Below are 18,466 nucleotides of genomic sequence, written 5' to 3' on the forward strand. Positions count from 1 at the left end.
ATCCTCCCTCTGGGTGACGCTGGCGTCGCCCGCGGCGCGAACGGCGCGATTTTGTCGGACGGCCGGTGCGACGGCCGTCCCAGGCAGTCATTGCCCGTAGTCGGGTTCGCCCGAGGTGGTGGCCAATTCAGGCCAGTTGGCAATCACGTTGGTGCCTTGCAGGGGCTGTTGATACCCTTTGTGACATGTCTTGCAGGCCACCTTGGGGGCGTCCTGGAACACAGGCCCCAGACGCTCAGGTGGCAAAAGACCTTCGAGCGGGACGAGATAGTCGTTGTTCAACTCGAGCACCATCTGGATGCCCAGGCTTTCGGTTCCCCATTGCGGCGTCACCTGCGCCCCATCGTAGAAGGCTCGCGAGTTGTGACAGAATACGCAATTCACCCCGAGAGAGTTCGCCACGTAGTTCATCAGCGAATAGGTGCGCTCCGCATGTTGAATACCAGGATAACCGTCTTGCCCGGGAATGCCCGCGACGCGGCTATCGAGATCGTGAACGCCGATCAGTTCGCCGTCGAGCAGGTACTTCTCCAACGCGTCGGTCGGGAGGGACGTGTATTGATTGAGGGGTGTCACACGGTTCTGGTTCGCCGACCATCCCGCCATGGATTTGTTCACATCCCCAAGGCGATACCAGATATCGCTCGGCACGGGCTGACCCCGATGGCAGGTAAAGCACGTCACGCCGACCACCTTGTTGGCGTTCACGTGTCCATCCCAGTTCTCGTTCAGGTTCTTTGTCATTCCGACCATCACATGTCCTACCGCCGTCTGGTAGGAGTCGGGATCGTCGAACAGGTCGGGTATGCCAGTCCATTCCCGCATCGCCGCCAGCAAACGGTCGTAGTTGTCGACCGTCAAACCTTCGAGGCCCGGCGGAACATTGTCGCGTGCATCTCCGGCCAGCTGCTCGCCGCCACTGGGCACGACCGGTTCGGACGTGCTTGCCGCAAACGCCGCGATACCCGGGTCGGGCGAAAGCCGGTCGGCATCGAACTCTGGCACTGACATACCTGTTCCGCGCGGCCCGGTCTGCAGGCTTTCGGTCGCGAATGGCTGCCCCCAGAAGACCAGCGCCACCACGGCGATCACCGCAACCCCGATCCCGCCCATAAGGATGGCCGGCACCTCGATATCCACCGGGTTCTCGCGATTCCACTTGTCGAACCATCTCGGTAGCATGATCAGTCCTCCTGCCCGATGAAGGCTTCGTAGGTCCCGTAGGCCTCGTAGCCATAGCTGCCATCATAGGCGGGGGCGAAATGATGCTCCTGTGCCCAGATGAACCAGTTGTCCACGACGGTGCCCGTCAGCAGGATGCCGATACCACCTGTGATGGGCGTCAGGACTGCAAACCACCACGCCCAGCGGTGAATGCCTTCCATTGTGGCGTTGAACCCCATGGTCCAACGCCAGAACAATGCCGCGCGCTCGCTGGCGGTACCGCGATCCACGATCTGCTCCAGCTCTCGGTCGCCACCGAAGCGCGATACTGCAAGGATCGTCGCACCGTGCATCGCGAACAGCAGAACCGAACCATAGAGGAATACGATCGAGAGACAGTGGAACGGATTGTAGTAGAGGTTCCCGTACCGGATCGAAAAGGCCGTGGTCCAGTCGAGATGCGGGAAGATACCGTAGGGCACGGCCTCAGACCATGACCCCATCAAGATCGGGCGGAACAGGCCGAGGACAAGAAACAGCCAGATTGCGCTGCCAAAGGCCCAGAAGACATGCTTGCCCATCTTCTGTGCGGCAGCCAATTGCCAGGACCGCAACCACCACAGCATCACGGAAACCAACAGCAGGAAGCTCGCGATGATGTACCAGCCGCCATCGTTCAGCGGTGGGATACTAAGCCCGTACTCCGGGCTCGGCGGTTCCAGAGCCAACCAGAAGCCCTGCCGCAGAAACTCGGAAATCGACCAGTTCACCTGCGCCAGCATGTTCAGGCCGATGATATTCAAGGCAACCGTCCCCGCGGCAAGCGAGGCCAACCCGGCCATCCCAAGGTTCACTGGCCCGAGCTGTGCATTACCGAACCACCCCAGAAGGTTTGAGAACCCTGTGGTGGTCGTCCGCTCCTCGGTCAGGGTTCCATAATCGTCAACCCCCATCTCGGCAGCGCCGCGCACCTGAACCTGGGTGAATATATTCTGATACTCGACCATCGTTACACTCCTGCCTGAGAGAACCAGATCGGCAGCTCGAGCCACCAGTTCCACCATTCGGGCCAGCCTTTGGTCCAGACCGGGCCGGAAATAATGATGCAGACCGCCGACCAGAAACCGGCATTCAAGGCCAGCAGCAGCCCAAGCCGGTGAATGCCCAGCGTGCCGACCGAATACCCGATGAAGTCACGAAAGAACGTGTCCTCGTGATCGGGAGTCTTCATCAGTTCGCCCTTTTCGGGATTTGCGGCTGACAGGATCAGCCCGCCGTGCAGGGCCAACGCCAGAGTGGTGGTGAAGAAGAAGGTCACCGCCAGCATATGCGCCGGGTTGTAGTGGAAATGCAGATAGGCATAGCCCGTGTTGCTGACCCAATCGAGATGGCTGAAGATACCGTAGGGGAATCCGTGCCCCCAGGCGCCCATCAGCACGGGCCGAAAGACCACGAGTGTGACGTAGGCGAAGATCGCGAAACTGAACGCGACAGGCACGTGATAGCCCATCCCCAGCTTCCGGCAGATCTCGACCTCGCGCAACGCCCAGCTGCAGAAGGCGCCGATGGCGCAGATCGTGATGATCTGCCACAATCCTCCCTCCATCAACGGTGCCGCGCCCAGACCATAGCTCAGGTCGGGCGGCGCGATGTTAATAAGCCAGGGGTTCCACGTCCCTTGATGGGCCGCGCCCCAGAATATCAGGATGGTTCCAAGCAGGGCGAAAAAGGCTGTCGTCACTCCGAAGAAGCCCACATAGAAAGGGCCCACCCAGAAATCGAACAGATCGCCGCCGATCAACGTCCCACCGCGGACGCGATACTTTTTCTCGAAGCTAAGCAACGCCATCGTTGTCCTCCGCGTTTGGCGGCTCGTCCCCGTCAGATCTCAAGCCGTCGGTTACCTCGGTCCGCTGCGGGCAGGCGCCCCGCCCGCAGCGCTTTCATTGGACAAGCTGTCCTGGTTCACTCCACCATCGCGCGCGACTCGGCGGCGTTCTCGAACCAGTTGACGCCGTTCGACAGAACCACCAGGTGGATCATGACGGCCAACAGGAAGAGAAAAACGCCCTGCGCGACAAACACGCGGCGCGGATCGAAAATGAGCCAGATCTTGTAGAACTTCGACATCTCCGATCCTCCCTCAGAACCAAGGGGCCCAGATGTAGGTCGCAAGATGTGCGACCACTGCAACGATCACGAAGAGGTAGAGACCACTCATGTAGACCGAATGCAGCTCCTGGGCCTGCTCGTCGGTGAGACCTGTGAAGGACAGGTCGGTGTTATCAGCCATAAACTTTCCTCCGGAACGTTATGCTGACGCCGCGACCCCCGCGGCCGGGTCCCTTGGGGCCTGGGAGGTCCCTCAGGTTCCTGCCTGCCCTTGCGGACAGCCAGCTTTGACCTTGGTGCCAACGCCACAGGGCGCCGACCCAAGGAACTCGGGCCTGGTGTGTCAGGCCGAAAAGATCAGCGGCGTGATCCGGTCCGCTTCGCACCACGCGCGCGCCAGCGGCCCATGGAGGTTCAGCGTCCTGCGACGGATCACGTCGCGCACCCAGCCAACGCTCACGAACGGCAGGGCAGTCAGGAAGATCAAAGTGAAATACACGTTGAACTCCGCATCTCGCCTCCGCCGACCTGTAGGTCGGCTTGGGGTGTGGGATGCGACATCAGTCATCGGTCAGTCCTCCTCTCCAACGACATCGGAACGGCTTGCCTCTCGTGGAGACAGCGCCTGAACGGTTTCCAACACCACACGCTCGGCCCCGGCGCGAAGTGCTGCCTCTTCAGCAGCGTCGCGCAGCGACTTGGCGGCGGAAATGCGGGTCAGAACGGGATGGGTCGCGACAATGCGATCGAGCTCCCGCTGAGCATCGGCGTCCCAAGGGAAATTGCGTCGCAATGGGGTCGGCGTGGCAGCCGAGCCATCCATCTCGGAGCCGAGAGGCAGGATATGGAAAAGCGCATCGAAGAGACCATTGCAGACCTCCTGCAACAGATAGGTCGCCCCCGCGTATCCCATGAATGGCGTACCGGTGGCCCGCCGGATCGCAGCGCCGGGGAAGCTTGCCGGGATAAAGGCCGGATTGGGTCCGTGCCCGGCTTGCATCTCGGCCAGATACATCTTTTCGTTGATCGACCCCATGACGGCCAGGGGTCGGGTGCGTGCGAGCAACGCCCGAACTTCCTCGTTATTGGTCTTCTTGCCGGCGCAACGCGCCACGGCGAAAGCACAGGGCAGGCCGAGATCACCTTCGAGGTAGTTTCGCACGCCGCGGCTATAGGTTTCATTCGCCACAATCCCGAAATTCGCTGTCGCAAAGAAGTCCTGCGTGACCGATCGCCAGAGATCCCAGACAGGTTTGAGTGTCGAGTGCTTTTCCCTCGTGATGAACGGCTCCGGATCGAGTCCGAGCAACTCGCCCAACTTGCGCAGAAAGAGTGTTGTGCTCTCAACCCCGATTGGCGCTTGCAGATATGGCTTGTCCAGAAGTTCGGCCAACCCGCGCCCGAACTCCCTGTACATGCAGATATTCACGTCGGCATTCACGAGGTCACGCATCTCAGCCAGGTGCGCGCCCAGCGGCATCACCATGTTGATCTCTGCGCCGATCCCTTCGACAAGGCGCCGGATCTCGTGCAAATCGCTGGCCATGTTGAACGTGCCATACATCGGGCCAAGGATGTTCACGCGCGGCTTCGCGCCCTCTTCGCGCTTCTTCTCCTTCGGCATGCGCCCTTTGGTCATGCCGAACTCGGTAAAGATCCAGGTCATCGCCCTGTCAGCGGCTTCCCACTGGTCTTCGTCAATGGTGCGCGGCAGGAAACGCTGGATGTTCGTTCCCTGGGGGGTGACGCCGCCGCCGATCATCTCGGCGATGGAGCCTGTTACCACAACTGCAGGCAGCGCCGGGTCTAGCGTTGCCCACGCCCGTTTCATCGCACCCTCGGTTCCGTCCCGGCCCAGTTCTTCCTCGCCCAGGCCGGTTACGACGATAGGCAATTCATGCGGCGGCAACGCGTCGGTGTAATGCAGAACACTCGTGACTGGCAGATTCTCACATCCCACCGGCCCATCGATCACGACCTGCAGGCCTTTGACGGCGCAGAAGGCATATACTGCCCCCCAGTAACCGCCTGCCCTGTCATGATCCTGGATCAGCATCAGATCATCTCCTGCGCCTTGGCGGCCCGGCGCTGCTTGTCGAGTTTCTTTTGGTTGAGGGCACGGAACTCTGGCCGCTCATTCGGTGCGCCCTCCCAGATCCCGGCGGTATCGCCCGCGCCAACCCCGTCGAAAAAGGCGCGCATCCGATCCATTCGCTCCTTGCCAGAGATCGCCGCGTTGACCACGTCGGCCAGCGAGCCGGCACCGGCAGGTCCCATCAGCGGTCGCGCCGAGATCAGGTTGGTAAAGTAGAGACTGGGAATCCCCATCGCTTTGGCCTTTTGCACGACAGGGGTTGTTCCGATGGCAAGGTCAGGTCTGATCCCTTCCATGGCAGCCAGATCGTCCTCGAGTGAGGCGCGAAATTGGACGCTGACACCGTGTGCACGCAACCATTCGGCATCTTCCTCGGACCATGGGCTTTTTGCACATGCCGTTCCGACATATGGAACATCCGCACCGCTTTCGATCAGCAACCGCGCAACGAGCAATTCACTGCCTTCGTAGCCGGACAGTGTGATGGTGCCCTTGACTTGCGCCGCTCCCAACGCCCCCTTGATCGCTGGCAGGAACGCGTTTTGTGCCGCAGCTGTTTTCGCCCCGGCAACTCCGAACGCCTCGCCAATCGCCGCCAGCCATGCCGCCGTTCCGTCGTGACCGACCGGCGCACTGCCCACAATTGGACGACCTGCAGCCTCGAATTCACGTACCGCCGCAGTATAGAACGGGTGAAGCGCAGCCACCGCACCGCAATCCAGCGCTGCGTACAATTCCCGCCATTCCCGGCATGGGACTACCGGCCCGGCGGCCAGTTCCATCGGTGCCAACATCTGACCGATCATCACCGGATCCGCCGGAAACATCTCACCCAACAGGGTGACAGTCGGCAGGTCCGACACACCGCTTGCAGGTGCAGCGACTGGGCCAGCCTCGACTTCGGTGCGCGCGTAATTCAACATCGCGCCAGCCAGCACATCCTTGGCCTCGGCATGGGTCGGCACGCCAAAACCGGGAACGTCGATGCCTACGATGCGCACGCCGTTGATTTCGTCTGGCAGCAGGCGCAGCGGAACGCCGGAGGCGGTCGGTACACACAGGTTGGTGACAACCACCGCGTCGTATCGTTCGGGATCAGCCAGATCGTGAACGGCTTCGCGGATATCTTCGAAAAGCTTGCCGGTCACCAATGTCTCGGAGTTGAAAGGCACGTAGCCAACCGAGCGACGAGCACCGTAGAAATGGCTTACAAACGTCAGGCCATAGACACAGCAGGCCGAGCCGCTCAAAACCGTGGCGACCCGCTTCATGCGCAGCCCCACACGCAAAGAGCCGAAGGCCGGGCACATGCTTTGGGGTTTGTCGTGCGGGCCGACCGGATAATCCGCCCGCAACCCGTCCAAAAGGTCGCCCGCGCCAGCTTTGCGTGCGGCGGCCTCCATCTCTTTTGGCGCCACACAAGTCATCGCGGTGTCTTGGCCGTCTTGGACAGGAGCGTCTGCCGGATATGCGTCACGCATCGTCATAAATGACCTCCAGTGACGGTCTTGGCTCTGCGTTCTTGCCGCGCATGTCAGCATCGGTTGCCGGCTCAAGGACAAACCCGGCTCCGGTGTCCGAACCATCGAAGAGGGCCAACAGCCCGTCCTGTTCCAAGGGGGTTGGCCGCACCGGCGGAGCATCGCTTACCGCGTCCGACAGAGTTGCAAACAGCGAGCCCCATGGACTGCGGTCGGTGCCGACAATCTGATAGCTCGCTGATTTCTTGCGCAGGTCGTCATCCTGCGGGATCGAGGCCAGCACCGGAATACCGGCCGCTTCGGCAAAGGCCTGTGCCTCGCCTGAACCGTCATCCTTGTTTACCACCAGCCCTGCGACGCCGACATTTCCGCCCAGCTTGCGGAAATACTCCACCGCCGAGCAGACATTGTTGGCGACGTACAGCGATTGAAGGTCATTGGATCCGACGAGAATGACCTTCTGCGCCATATCCCTTGCAATCGGCAGACCGAAACCGCCGCAGACCACGTCGCCGAGAAAATCGAGTAGCACGTAGTCGAAGTCCCAGTCGTGAAAGCCCAGCTTCTCGAGAAGTTCGAAGCCGTGGATGATGCCACGTCCGCCGCAGCCGCGGCCGACTTCGGGTCCACCAAGCTCCATCGCGAAGACGCCGCCTCGCTTGAAGCAGACATCGCCAATCTGTACCTGCTCGCCCGCGAGCGTCTTGCGCGTCGATGTTTCGATGATGGTCGGGCAAGCTTTGCCACCGAAGAGGAGCGAAGTCGTGTCGGACTTCGGATCGCACCCGATCAGCAGAACACGTTTTCCCTGTTCAGCCATCATGTGGCTAAGGTTGGCCAGGGTGAAGCTTTTCCCGATTCCACCTTTGCCGTAGATTGCGATGATCTGTGTCTTCTTGGTTGGTTCCTCGGTCACGAGATCGGCGAGATCCTCATGTGCTTCGTCTCGCAGCCTTTGGTCGAACGCCTTGAGATTGGGTACGTCGTCCTTCATGCTGCGTCCTTCCAGTCCAATATCATTTTGAGGCAGGCCGGATCACCGAAAGCTTTGCGGTAAGCCTGCGGTGCTTGCGAAACCGGTTCGGTGTGGGTTACCAGACCTGAAAGCGAGAGCGCTCCGCTGTCGAGCAGGGCACTGACCGCCATCAGATCTTCCCGCGCCCATTCGGCGGCGACGCGCAACCGCGCCTCGCGCAGAAAAGCCGGTGGAAAGGCAAAGCTGACGCCAGCAGGATAAAATCCGGCCAGAACCACCTCGCCACCTTTGGCGAGTCTGCCGATCAAATCGTTAAGGATTTCGGCATTTCCCGAGGCATCGTAGATCGCCTCGTAATCCCGGCGCGGGTCGTCTTCGGGCGCGATGACTGTATAGCCGTCGGCACCAGTGCGTCGCTGTGGCTGCGTTTCCCAAACTGTGGGCGCAGGCGCGCCTGCGGCAATGGTCAACCGGGCGAGCAAACGCCCCAGAACGCCATGCCCCACGATCAGTTCCGGCACACGGTTTCGCAGCCCAGCCATGGCGTGGCGGGCGGTTGCGGCCAGTGCCAGCAAAGCGCCCTCCGCGCCCAGGCTTGCATCAATCCGGCTTGCCCTCTCGGCTTTCGTCACCAAATGACCGGCGGAACCGCCGAACAGGCCGAAAGCACCGTCAAAGCAATTGGCACCGGGAACAAAGACACGATCGCCCGGACGAAACCCTGTACCCGGCGCGGCCTCGACCACCTCTCCTGCGCTCTCGTAACCGGGTACCAGCGGATACCCCATGCCGGGAAACGGTGGCATTTCGCCCGACCAGAACAGCTTCTCGGTGCCGGTTGAAATACCCGAATGCGAAACTTGGACAACCAGATCTCCCGCCTCCGGCGCCTTGAGCGCGAGAGTGTCCAGTGCCAGATCCTTCGGACCATGCAGGAGGACAGCGCGGGTTTCCATGATCGCCTCCCTTCAACGACTCGCCCCGGTACTCCGGCACGATTGCTTCGGTTTTGTCAGCGTAACAGAACATCAACATGTGTCAATCTTGGTTTACACATAAAGCTGCTGACAGACGGGCATGGAACCGTACCCAACCCGATCCAAACACGAGCGGACCCCGAAGCAGGGCACCACGAAATACCTGACAATGCCTAGAAAGACGTTGGCCAAACTGCGACTCGATGTACGATCAGAGAGAATAGAATTCTGCAGCCGTTGTCCGGAAAACGTCCGCGTGCATCTCATTGGGGACGATGGCCAGATGCGCGTCCATGAGACGGGAATAGCTTGAATAGAGGCTGTCGACCGGGAAATTCGAACCGTACATGCATCGCCGGGCACCGAACTGATCCAGACAGACCTCGATGATCGGTTGGAAATCCTTCAAGTGCCAATCGTGCTGGAACATGCCAAGACCGGAAAGCTTGCAAGTCACTTGAGGAAGGTCAGAGAGCCTGCGCAGCTTTTCTGCCCAATCCTCCAAGCCAGCGGCGGACCGATCATGCGGGCTGCCAGCGTGGCACAAGGCCACTTTGGTCTCCGGCGCACGGTCGAGAACCGCCGCGGTTTTGCCCATCAGCTCGGGTATGAGTTGAAGGTCGAACGACAAGCCCCGCCGTCCAGCTTCGCGCAGACCCTCGACGAAACGCGGATTATCCAGCAGGTCGTTTGTCCCTGTCACCGCATCCTCGCCCGGCTCGCGGCCAACGATCTGACGGACGCCGCGCACAGTTGGCAAGGCTTGAAAAGACTCCAAACGCGCGCTTAAATCTGGGGCAGTCAGGTCACAGAATACCACTTGCGCCATGGGCCAATCCGGGTGAGCGTCGGACACCGCCTGCACCCATTTGGCTTCGGCCAGTCCGTCTTCTGCTCCGACCTGGATATGCACCGAGGCTGCAACATCGCGCGCTTCGGCGTCACGACGGAACTCGGCGAAGAGGTAGTTGCGCTGGATGGGCTCCGGGTTGCCGAAAAACCGTGTCACGCCCTTGGCCATCAGCCAAGGGTAATGGACGGCGCTCAGATCCCATAGGTGATGATGGGCATCGATCCAGCTGGTCATGTGCGCGGGACCTGCGCCATGCGGGCGAGCACATCGACGCCCTGCTGGTTCCAGAAATGCAACAGGTCGATGAATATCCAGTTTTCCGCCAGCTTGTCGCCCTCGCGGCGGTAGATGTCGATGACCCGAAACTCACCGGGCCTGCCTGTGGCGGGCATACCCATGAACCCACCACTGGGCGTGGCTGTAAAGTTCGGCCAGCCGAAAAAGCCACCGAACTGCCCCTCGGCCAAGCGGCAGATGTGCTTCGTCTTGGACCTGTCGTTGAATGACGCGCGAAACGGGCCGGAATGCTGCCTGGCGTATCTCTCGATAGTATAGGTCGCACCAATTCCCGCTGGCCCCCACCAGATCATGTCTTCGCACCAGGTTCTTCGCAACTCGTCTTCGAGGCTCAATCCGCTGTTCCATTGGCCCAAATCCGAGATCATCGCATTGATCGCGGCGAGGGTTTTTTCCCCCTCCTCAGCGGCTTGCGGGTCATGCATGACGCCGTCATGCGTCATGGGTCCCGGCTGCACCAAGTGGGCGGCGGTTTGCGGCGGAAAGGGCTGCAGCCCCGCCTGCATCATCAGATGCGGAATGTCGAAGAACATCGCCGTTTCGGTGATGCGGCCCTTTTCAACCTTGTTGAATTCGCAATAGCGCAGGAACGCCATTTTGCTCGTGGGAGGAATGCCCAGCCACGCAGCATCGAAGAGCCCCATAAGATGCCCCATGGACACCACCCAGATCGACTGGAACCCGTCAATTTCATTGGCGCCGGCCATGAAGACGTCTTCTCGACGCTGCATGTGCCTCAGGGCTTTGCGCAGAGGAGTCCAGAAGGATTCAGCAACGGCCCGGGGACCTCGCTGTTCGTGAATCGGATGATAACCGCGCCATACGTGATTCGCGTCGTAGAACCGCTCCAGCACGCCCGTTACGTCATCATCATCGCAACGTGCGAGATCGGCGTAAAACTCTCGGATGACTTGTTTTTCGGCTGCGAACCCACCCATCGGGAGCGTCTCCTTTGCATACGCTTGCATTATCTTCTTGCCAAATTGACGCGGGCAAGACTACCCTGTTTGCAAGCGTATGCAACAATGCCGTTTCAGCCTTTCAGGGGGACCTCATGGCAGAAATCCAACTCCGCAACGTGGGTAAGCGTTGGGGCTCGTTCGTCGGGGTCGATAACTTCGATCTGACCATCGCCGACAAGGAGTTTCTGGTTCTCCTGGGGCCGTCGGGCTGCGGTAAGACGACAACGATGCGGATGATCGCCGGCCTTGAAGACGCGACCGAAGGCGATATCCTGATCGACGGCAAGCGCGTCAACGACATGGAACCCAAGGACCGTGATGTCGCGATGGTGTTCCAGTCATACGCGCTTTACCCGAACATGAACGTGTACGAGAATATCCGCTTTCCGCTCAAGGTTCGCGGCATTGATCCCAAGACCCACGACGAAAAGGTGCGCCGCGCCTCGGCCATGGTCGAACTGGATGATTTCCTGCACCGTAAACCGGCAGAGCTATCGGGAGGACAGCGCCAGCGGGTCGCGCTTGCCCGTGCCATCGTGCGCGAACCGAATGTCTTCCTCATGGACGAACCGCTGTCGAACCTGGACGCCAAGCTACGGGTCTCGACGCGCGCGCAGATCAAGAACCTGTCCCACGAACTCGCCGTCACGACGATTTACGTGACGCATGACCAGATCGAGGCGATGACGCTGGCCGATCGCGTCGTCGTGATGAAACAAGGCATCGTCCAACAGGTCGGCAGCCCGACCGAGATATACGACACGCCGGCCAACACGTTCGTCGCCAGTTTCATCGGCAATCCGGCCATGAACCTGGTGAGTGGTCGAATGGAAAACGGCTCCTTCGTTGCTGAAAACGTTCGTATCGAGGGGCTTACCGCCGCAGATGGACCGGTCACTCTGGGCTTCCGGGCCGAAGATGCCGGCCTTGGCGACGCAGGGCATCACGAGATCACTGCACCGATCTACACGCTGGAACTTCTCGGTGACGCGACGATGGTCACCGTGCGTATCGGTGGTGAGTTGATCGCCGTGCGTGCGCCCAAGGACTTCCGATCCGAGATTGGCGATACCGTATCGCTCTCGGTTCCCGCAGGCATTTGCCACCTGTTCGACGCCAGGACAGGCGAACGGCTTGGCGCCTGACGATCAAATTCGGCCCTGCGTTCCAAAGGTGGCGGGGCCAACAGACGGTGCGTGATTGCAAGGCGCACCCGACACTCAAGGAAACAGGGAGATAGAGATGTTTCTGAAGAAGATCGCCATCGCGGGGGCCATGACCGGCCTTTTGGGAACCGCGGCATATGCGGCCGATTGCGGGCCGTCGGGTCAGTCGATCCGCATTCTTGCCAGTGACTTCCCGGCAATCCACGCCGTGGCTGACGCCGCCGAAGCCAATTGCGGCGAAGCTGCCGCCGAATTCAGCCGCAACCACACCACCGAAGCGCGCCAGATCATGAACGCTGCGCTGACACCGAACCCGGCGGAATACACCTCGGTCATCGTTGCAAACTCCACCCTCACCCAGTTGATGAATGACGGCTTGGTCCGCCCGCTGAACGACCTGGTCGAGAAATACGGCCAGAACCTGCCCAAGAACCTGATGATCACCATCGACGGCAACATAATGGCCGTCGCGTTCATGGCGAATTCGCAACACCTGTTCTCTCGCAAAGACATTCTTGCACAGGCTGGTATCGACGGTGTCCCGACGACCTACGACGAGGTAATCGCCGCGGCAAAGGCCATTCGCGACGCGGGCATAATGGAACATCCGATCGTGATGAACATGAAAACCGGCTGGAACGTGGGCGAATCCTTCAACCTCGTCTTCCTTGCGCATGGCGGTGAGTTCTTCAAGCCGGGGACCGCGGAACCCGCCATCAACAGCCCTGCAGGTGTCGCCGCCCTGAACACGTTGAAAGAGTTGGTTGAATACGCGCACCCTGACCATCTGACGCAAGCTTCGAACGAGACCCAGGGACTCTGGGAAGCGGGCCAGGCCGCACTTGGCATCATGTGGGGCTCGCGTGGCGCTCCGATCCTTGACGACGAAGGATCGAGCGAGGAAGTGACGTCGAACACGGTGCTCTCGGCCGCACCTTCGGTTGAATCCGGCGGCACGCCCGGCGCAACCCTTTGGTGGGATGGCTTCACCATCTCGACCAACGTGTCGGACGAAGAGGCAGAAGCAACCTTCGCAGCCTTGGCAAGCGCGCTGACACCCGAAATGGTCGCTGCGAACAACGACGACGCGGTCTGGCTGCTCGAAGGTTTCAAGCCGGGTGCCGCTGCAGCAGGCGTCGCCGCAACGGCGCAGGGCGGCGCCAAACCCTATCCGATGATCCCGCAGATCGGTCTCATGCACAACGCGCTGGGATCCGAACTCGCCGATTTCCTGAAGGGCGATGAAAGCGCGGAGAAAGCATTGGCAGATGTCGAAGCTGCCTACGTCACCGCTGCCAAGGAAGCCGGCTTCCTTCAGTAAAACCCCTCCGACGGAGGCTCGCAGGAGTCTCCGTCTCCCAAACGCTGCCGACGGGGACGTTCGTCATGAAGCACCGTACCTTTTTCTGGTTCATACTGCCGACGCTCTCCGCGATGATCCTCTTCATTGCGCTGCCAATCCTGTCGGTTTTCGTACAGTCCCTGTTTGTCGCCCATGAACAGGTCTTGATCGAATCCGAGAGTTGTGGCCCCTTCGGGTGCACTCCCACGACGTCGGTAGACGTCGAAGCGACTGAAAAGCTTCGTCAAGAGCAACCCCTGGGCAAATTCAACGGTCTGAACACCTATTTCAACCGGTCCCATCTGGCTATCGCGGACATAGGCGAGGCTTGGTCAACGTCCGAAACCATGGGCGAGTTCTGGGGGCAGGTCTACAACCTGCCTTTCTACAACGCGCTGACGTTCACGCTGACATACACTTTCATTGTCACACCGTTGGTTCTTGTCCTGGGGATGGCCATTGCCGTTGGCGTCAACAACCTGCCGCGCATGCTCAAGGGCCTTGCCATCTTCATCTCGTTGCTGCCGTTTCTCGTCACGCCGCTTGTGGGTTCCTTGATCCTGTTCTGGATGGTCGACGGAGACGGCGTGATCGGTGCTACGATCCAGAAGCTATTCGACGACCCGTCGCTCAGCCTAAAGGCCTCCACGCCGCTGATGTGGATCATGCTGATGGTCTACGGGGTGTGGCATACCCTGCCGTTCAGTTTCATTACCTTCTATGCCGGTCTTCAGACAGTACCCGAAGACACGATGGAAGCGGCTCAGATCGACGGGGCCACGAAATGGCAGCGCCTGATCCACGTCATCGTGCCTCACCTGATGCCGCTCGTTTCCTTCGTGACGCTTATGCTGATCATGGACAATTTCCGTGTCTTCGAACCGATCGTGAGCTTCTCCGCCGAAGCCCATGCCAGATCGCTCAGCTGGATCATTTTCAATGACCTCCGCGAAAGCGGCAATCCGCTCTACGCATCGGCAGGCGCGACCTCGCTTCTGACGATCATTCTCGTGGTGATCCTGATGACACCTGTACTGGTCCGCACCTGGCGCGACTTCACCCGCAAATCGCACTGAGGAAACGCTCATGGCAACTGCAGCTCAATCCCGCATGACCCCGCTCAAGGCGTTTTCCTATGCCTTCGTGTTGCTCTGGCTGATCATCGCCGCGTTCCCTTTCCTTTGGACGTTCTGGGGCAGCTTCAAGGTTCAGGCCGACTTTCTGTCCAAAGCGGACTGGATGAACGCGCTGCGCGGCACCAACACGATCGAGCAGACCGGAAGCGCCTTCACCGGGGCCGCCTATTACGGTGCCTGGGTTGAAGAAGAGTTCTGGTTCAACTTCAAGAACACTGGAATCGTGGTGTTCTTCACCGTTGTCATCTCTTTGACCTTCGGAACGCTGGGTGGGTACGCGTTGGCGCGGTCAGGGTTCCGCTATGCCTTCTGGATCCTGATGGCGGCGCTGGTTTTCCGCGCGATGCCCCACATGACCCTGGTTTCCGGCTACCTGCTGTGGTTCTTCGAGTGGAACGTCTGGGGTATCCTGCCGACCACCATCATCGTGCTTGTCGCGATCAACCAGCCCTTCACGCTTTGGATGCTGCACTCGTTCTTCAAGAACATTCCCAAGGACATGGACGAAAGCGCCATGGTCGATGGCTGCACCCGGTTTCAAGCCTTCCGGCATGTGATCGTTCCGGTCATGTGGCCTGGGGTCATAACGACCGGTTTGTTCAGCTTCCTGCTGGCCTATAACGACTTCACCGTGGCCGTGATGCTGCTGAGCGAGGAAAACGAGACCATCATTCCTGCGATCAACAGCTTCATGGGTACCACGCAGGTCGAAGGCAAGGTGATGTACGCGGTTGCTGCCGTGGTCTCGGCCACTGCGCCGCTCTTCATCCTGATCCTGTTCTTCCAGCGCCAGATCGTATCGGGCCTGACGGCTGGTGCGGTGAAAGGGTAATGATGTCGGTCCACGACCACAACAAGACCCTCATCGCGCAGCTGCGGTCGGCGTTTGCGAGTTGTGATGCCGACCAGGTCAAGGCCGCGATCCTGGAGGCCGTTGCACCCGACGCAAAGATACGGCTTGGCTACCCTTTTCAGGACGTGGCCGGCGCCGAAGACCTCTGGGACCGGGTCTATGCACCGCTGCTCGCTGCGATGCCTGACATGGAACGCCGTGATTTTATTGTCATGGCCGGTCCTAGGTGGGGGAATTCACAGGCTGGCAACTGGGTCGGTCTGGGCGGCAATATTGTCGGCTGCCTGACAGGTGAGTGGCTCGGCATCCCCGCCTGCAACAAGCCAGTTTTCATGCGCTACCAAGAATACCTGCGCGTCGAGGATGACAAGATCGTCGAGATGGAGGGATTGTGGGACATCCCGCAGATCATGGTTCAGGCTGGCGTCTGGCCCATGGCGCCACAACTTGGCGTCGACTGGATGTGCCCCGGCCCCGCCGATGGTCAGGGCATTGGAAATTTGCCCTTCGATGCGGATACGGCCAACGCGTCCGTGCAGCTTGTCTGGGACATGCTGCACGACTTGAAACAGGGCACCGCCGACACTCCCGAACGGGGGCTCGGCGGCTACTGGCACGACAACGCGCTTTGGTATGGACCCACCGGCCTGAGCACCGCGCGGGGGCATTCGGGGATAGCGAACCGGATCTTCCGTCAGTTTCGAGAAGGACTGTCCGAGAACACCCGTCACCTTGAGGAGGGTGTTTTCTTTGGCGATCAGAACCTTGTCGCTTTCACGGGCTGGCCTTCGGGAACAGCAGTGCATTCGGGCGATGGTTTTCTGGGCCTCGCCCCAACGGGCCGCCGCATCACGCGCCGGAGCCTCGATTTCTGGCGCGTAGAAAACGGGCTGGTCCGCGAATGCTGGGTGATGGTCGATATCCTCGATCTCTATGCACAACTCGGCCTCGATGTGCTTGGGCGGGTGCCCGCCAAGACAGGGTACGAGGCCGCGGCATGAGTTCGAACTTCAGACATAGCGCCTCGGGGCGGCATCCGGCGCTCAATCGGATGCCCAGGGATTTTCTGGTTACGGGCGGCAATGCCCCGTTCACCCAGACACTCCCCCGGCGATCTGAAAGGACAAGATAATGAAAGGATCCCGCCCGGAACAGGCCGTGCTGACAAAAGACACGGACATGACCAAGACCGACGAAACCCGCGCCGTCATCGAAGCGATGGTGGACGGACTGAACGATCACCGTATCGACGATATCGGCGAATTCTTCACCCAGGGCTTTCGCTGGATGGGCAACCAGGGCTGCGGCACGAAGACCGGCCTGAAAGAGTTTCAGAACAACTGGCAGCGCCCGTTTCAGGCGGCGTTTTCCGACAAGACCTGCATAGACGAGGCCCGCCTGTACATGGGCGAATGGGCCGCCGCATTCGGCCGCCAGGAAGCCACCCATTCGGGCGAATTCCTTGGGATCGCCCCCACCGGCAAGAGAGTCGAAATCCGTTACATGGACTTCTGGAAAGTTGTCGACGGCAAGATCGTCGACAACTGGGTGAATGTCGATTTTGCCCATGTCGCCGCCCAGCTTGGCGTTGATCTTTTCAACGGTGAAGGCTGGGAAGCATTTGATCGCGGTGAGAAAATCCCGCCGCGCCCCGGAAACTGAGGATAAGACCATGACCATCGAGTACCTGAAACGTGGCAAGCCCGAGGCTGACCGTGCCGAAGACGATGCCAAGACCCGCGCCGTGGTCGAAGCGACGCTGACGGATATCGAAGCGCGCGGCGATGCGGCCGTTCGGGACCTGTCGGAGAAATTCGACAACTATTCCCCCAAAAGCTTTCGCCTGAGCCAACAACAGATCGACGAGTTGATCGCCTCACTGACCGACCGAGAATTGGCCGATATCAAGTTCGCGCAGGAACAAGTGACGAAATTCGCTCAGGCACAGCGCGACTCGATGCTTGATATCGAGGTCGAAACACTTCCCGGCGTCATTCTCGGCCACAAGAACATCCCGGTGCAGTCGGTCGGCTGTTACGTGCCCGGCGGCAAGTTCCCGATGGTCGCCTCGGCGCATATGTCTGTGGCGACCGCCAAGGTTGCCGGCGTGCCGCGGATCATCGCCTGCACCCCTCCCTTCCAGGGCAAGCCCAATGCGGCGGTGATCGCCGCAATGCACCTTGGCGGCGCGCATGAGATCTACGTCATGGGCGGCATTCAGGCGATCGGCGCAATGGCGATCGGCACCGAGAGCATCGAACCCGTGCACATGCTGGTCGGCCCCGGCAATGCTTTCGTGGCCGAAGCCAAGCGCCAGCTCTTTGGCCGGGTGGGTATCGACCTTTTTGCCGGCCCGACCGAGACGATGGTGATCGCGGACGAGACGGCGGCCGATGCCGAGCTTTGTGCCACCGATCTTTTGGGCCAGGCCGAACACGGCTATAACAGCCCCTGCGTCCTGATCACGAACGCGCGCAAGCTGGCCGAGGACACGCTGTCCGAGATCGATCGCATCCTGGGTATTCTCCCGACCGCAGGGACCGCGAGGGTCAGCTGGGACGAGTATGGCGAGGTGATCGTTTGCGACACCTATGACGAGATGCTGGATGTCGCCAACGACATCGCCTCGGAGCATGTACAGGTCATGACCGATCGCGACGACTGGTTCCTTGAGAATATGCATTCCTACGGCGCGCTGTTCCTCGGACCAAGGACCAACGTGGCCAACGGCGACAAGGTGATCGGTACGAACCACACACTGCCCACCAAGAAAGCCGGCCGCTACACCGGCGGGCTCTGGGTCGGCAAGTTTCTGAAAACGCACAGTTATCAGAAAGTCACCACCGACGAGGCGGCAACCATGATTGGCGAGTACGGCTCGCGCCTGTGCATGCTCGAAGGCTTCGTCGGCCATGCCGAGCAATGCAACATCCGCGTGCGCCGCTACGGTGGGATCAACGTGCCCTACGGCGAGGGCGCGCCATACCACGAAGCCGCAGAGTGAGTTGAACTCCGGAGCGGGGAGCATGACCCCTCGCCCCTTTCCGAAATT

At 60.3% G+C, this 18,466-nt stretch carries 19 protein-coding genes; 7 read left to right on the forward strand and 12 right to left on the reverse strand.

Going from position 1 to position 18,466, the window contains the following annotated elements; genetic code table 11:
* Window positions 1–87 precede the first annotated feature (87 nt).
* The 12 genes from pufC to ACFORG_RS10745 all read right to left on the reverse strand — a co-directional run bounded on the left by pufC (window position 88) and on the right by ACFORG_RS10745 (window position 10,893).
* Window positions 88–1,182, reverse strand: a complete 1,095-nt coding sequence (gene pufC / locus ACFORG_RS10690) for a photosynthetic reaction center cytochrome PufC (RefSeq protein WP_386735422.1) — start codon at window positions 1,180–1,182, stop codon at window positions 88–90.
* A gap of 2 nt (window positions 1,183–1,184) precedes the next feature.
* On the reverse strand, window positions 1,185–2,171 hold the full coding sequence (gene pufM / locus ACFORG_RS10695) for a photosynthetic reaction center subunit M (protein WP_386735423.1): 987 nt from the start codon (window positions 2,169–2,171) through the stop codon (window positions 1,185–1,187).
* 2 nt (window positions 2,172–2,173) lie between these two features.
* A complete protein-coding gene (gene pufL, locus ACFORG_RS10700) occupies window positions 2,174–3,013 on the reverse strand; it encodes a photosynthetic reaction center subunit L (RefSeq protein WP_386735424.1) in 840 nt (279 codons plus the stop codon).
* Between the two features lie 116 nt (window positions 3,014–3,129).
* Window positions 3,130–3,294 carry a light-harvesting antenna LH1, alpha subunit gene (pufA, locus tag ACFORG_RS10705; protein ID WP_386735425.1) on the reverse strand — a complete coding sequence of 55 codons (165 nt, stop codon included), beginning with the start codon at window positions 3,292–3,294 and terminating at the stop codon, window positions 3,130–3,132.
* Window positions 3,295–3,307: 13 nt separating this feature from the next.
* Window positions 3,308–3,457, reverse strand: coding sequence for a light-harvesting antenna LH1, beta subunit (gene pufB, locus ACFORG_RS10710; protein WP_386735426.1), 150 nt, complete (start codon window positions 3,455–3,457; stop codon window positions 3,308–3,310).
* 162 nt (window positions 3,458–3,619) lie between these two features.
* Window positions 3,620–3,844, reverse strand: a complete 225-nt coding sequence (pufQ, locus tag ACFORG_RS10715; RefSeq protein ID WP_386735427.1) for a cytochrome PufQ — start codon at window positions 3,842–3,844, stop codon at window positions 3,620–3,622.
* Between the two features lie 3 nt (window positions 3,845–3,847).
* Window positions 3,848–5,332 (reverse strand): chlorophyllide a reductase subunit Z, encoded by a 1,485-nt coding sequence (bchZ, locus tag ACFORG_RS10720; RefSeq protein ID WP_386735428.1) that lies wholly within the window; start codon window positions 5,330–5,332, stop codon window positions 3,848–3,850.
* On the reverse strand, window positions 5,332–6,798 hold the full coding sequence (gene bchY / locus ACFORG_RS10725) for a chlorophyllide a reductase subunit Y (protein ID WP_386735818.1): 1,467 nt from the start codon (window positions 6,796–6,798) through the stop codon (window positions 5,332–5,334). Before bchY ends, bchZ begins: the two co-directional genes overlap by 1 nt.
* 46 nt (window positions 6,799–6,844) lie before the next feature.
* On the reverse strand, window positions 6,845–7,846 hold the full coding sequence (locus ACFORG_RS10730) for a chlorophyllide a reductase iron protein subunit X (protein ID WP_386735429.1): 1,002 nt from the start codon (window positions 7,844–7,846) through the stop codon (window positions 6,845–6,847).
* Window positions 7,843–8,784 (reverse strand): chlorophyll synthesis pathway protein BchC, encoded by a 942-nt coding sequence (bchC, locus tag ACFORG_RS10735; protein ID WP_386735430.1) that lies wholly within the window; start codon window positions 8,782–8,784, stop codon window positions 7,843–7,845. Before bchC ends, ACFORG_RS10730 begins: the two co-directional genes overlap by 4 nt.
* Before the next feature lie 232 nt (window positions 8,785–9,016).
* The gene (locus ACFORG_RS10740) at window positions 9,017–9,892 is read right to left on the reverse strand and encodes an amidohydrolase family protein (RefSeq protein WP_386735432.1); all 876 of its coding nucleotides are present in this window, start codon (window positions 9,890–9,892) and stop codon (window positions 9,017–9,019) included.
* Window positions 9,889–10,893 (reverse strand): nuclear transport factor 2 family protein, encoded by a 1,005-nt coding sequence (locus ACFORG_RS10745; RefSeq protein ID WP_386735433.1) that lies wholly within the window; start codon window positions 10,891–10,893, stop codon window positions 9,889–9,891. Before ACFORG_RS10745 ends, ACFORG_RS10740 begins: the two co-directional genes overlap by 4 nt.
* Before the next feature lie 116 nt (window positions 10,894–11,009).
* Here ACFORG_RS10745 and ACFORG_RS10750 point away from each other — a divergent pair, with 116 nt between their 5' ends.
* From ACFORG_RS10750 to hisD, 7 genes are all read left to right on the forward strand, one after another.
* Complete coding sequence (locus ACFORG_RS10750; RefSeq protein ID WP_386735434.1) at window positions 11,010–12,062, forward strand: ABC transporter ATP-binding protein; 1,053 nt, start codon at window positions 11,010–11,012, stop codon at window positions 12,060–12,062.
* A 97-nt stretch (window positions 12,063–12,159) separates the two neighbouring features.
* Window positions 12,160–13,404, forward strand: coding sequence for an ABC transporter substrate-binding protein (locus ACFORG_RS10755; RefSeq protein ID WP_386735435.1), 1,245 nt, complete (start codon window positions 12,160–12,162; stop codon window positions 13,402–13,404).
* A gap of 65 nt (window positions 13,405–13,469) precedes the next feature.
* Window positions 13,470–14,501, forward strand: coding sequence for a carbohydrate ABC transporter permease (locus ACFORG_RS10760; protein WP_386735436.1), 1,032 nt, complete (start codon window positions 13,470–13,472; stop codon window positions 14,499–14,501).
* A 10-nt stretch (window positions 14,502–14,511) separates the two neighbouring features.
* Window positions 14,512–15,393: a carbohydrate ABC transporter permease gene (locus ACFORG_RS10765; RefSeq protein WP_386735437.1), complete on the forward strand. Its 882-nt coding sequence runs from the start codon at window positions 14,512–14,514 to the stop codon at window positions 15,391–15,393.
* 2 nt (window positions 15,394–15,395) lie between these two features.
* Window positions 15,396–16,415: an ester cyclase gene (locus ACFORG_RS10770; protein ID WP_386735438.1), complete on the forward strand. Its 1,020-nt coding sequence runs from the start codon at window positions 15,396–15,398 to the stop codon at window positions 16,413–16,415.
* Window positions 16,416–16,545: 130 nt separating this feature from the next.
* Window positions 16,546–17,076 (forward strand): ester cyclase, encoded by a 531-nt coding sequence (locus tag ACFORG_RS10775; RefSeq protein ID WP_386735439.1) that lies wholly within the window; start codon window positions 16,546–16,548, stop codon window positions 17,074–17,076.
* 10 nt (window positions 17,077–17,086) lie between these two features.
* Window positions 17,087–18,418 (forward strand): histidinol dehydrogenase, encoded by a 1,332-nt coding sequence (gene hisD / locus ACFORG_RS10780; protein WP_386735440.1) that lies wholly within the window; start codon window positions 17,087–17,089, stop codon window positions 18,416–18,418.
* The last annotated feature ends 48 nt before the right edge of the window (window positions 18,419–18,466 follow it).

It is taken from the genome of Lutimaribacter marinistellae (genome assembly GCF_042648365.1).
GTDB lineage: Bacteria > Pseudomonadota > Alphaproteobacteria > Rhodobacterales > Rhodobacteraceae > Lutimaribacter_A > Lutimaribacter_A marinistellae.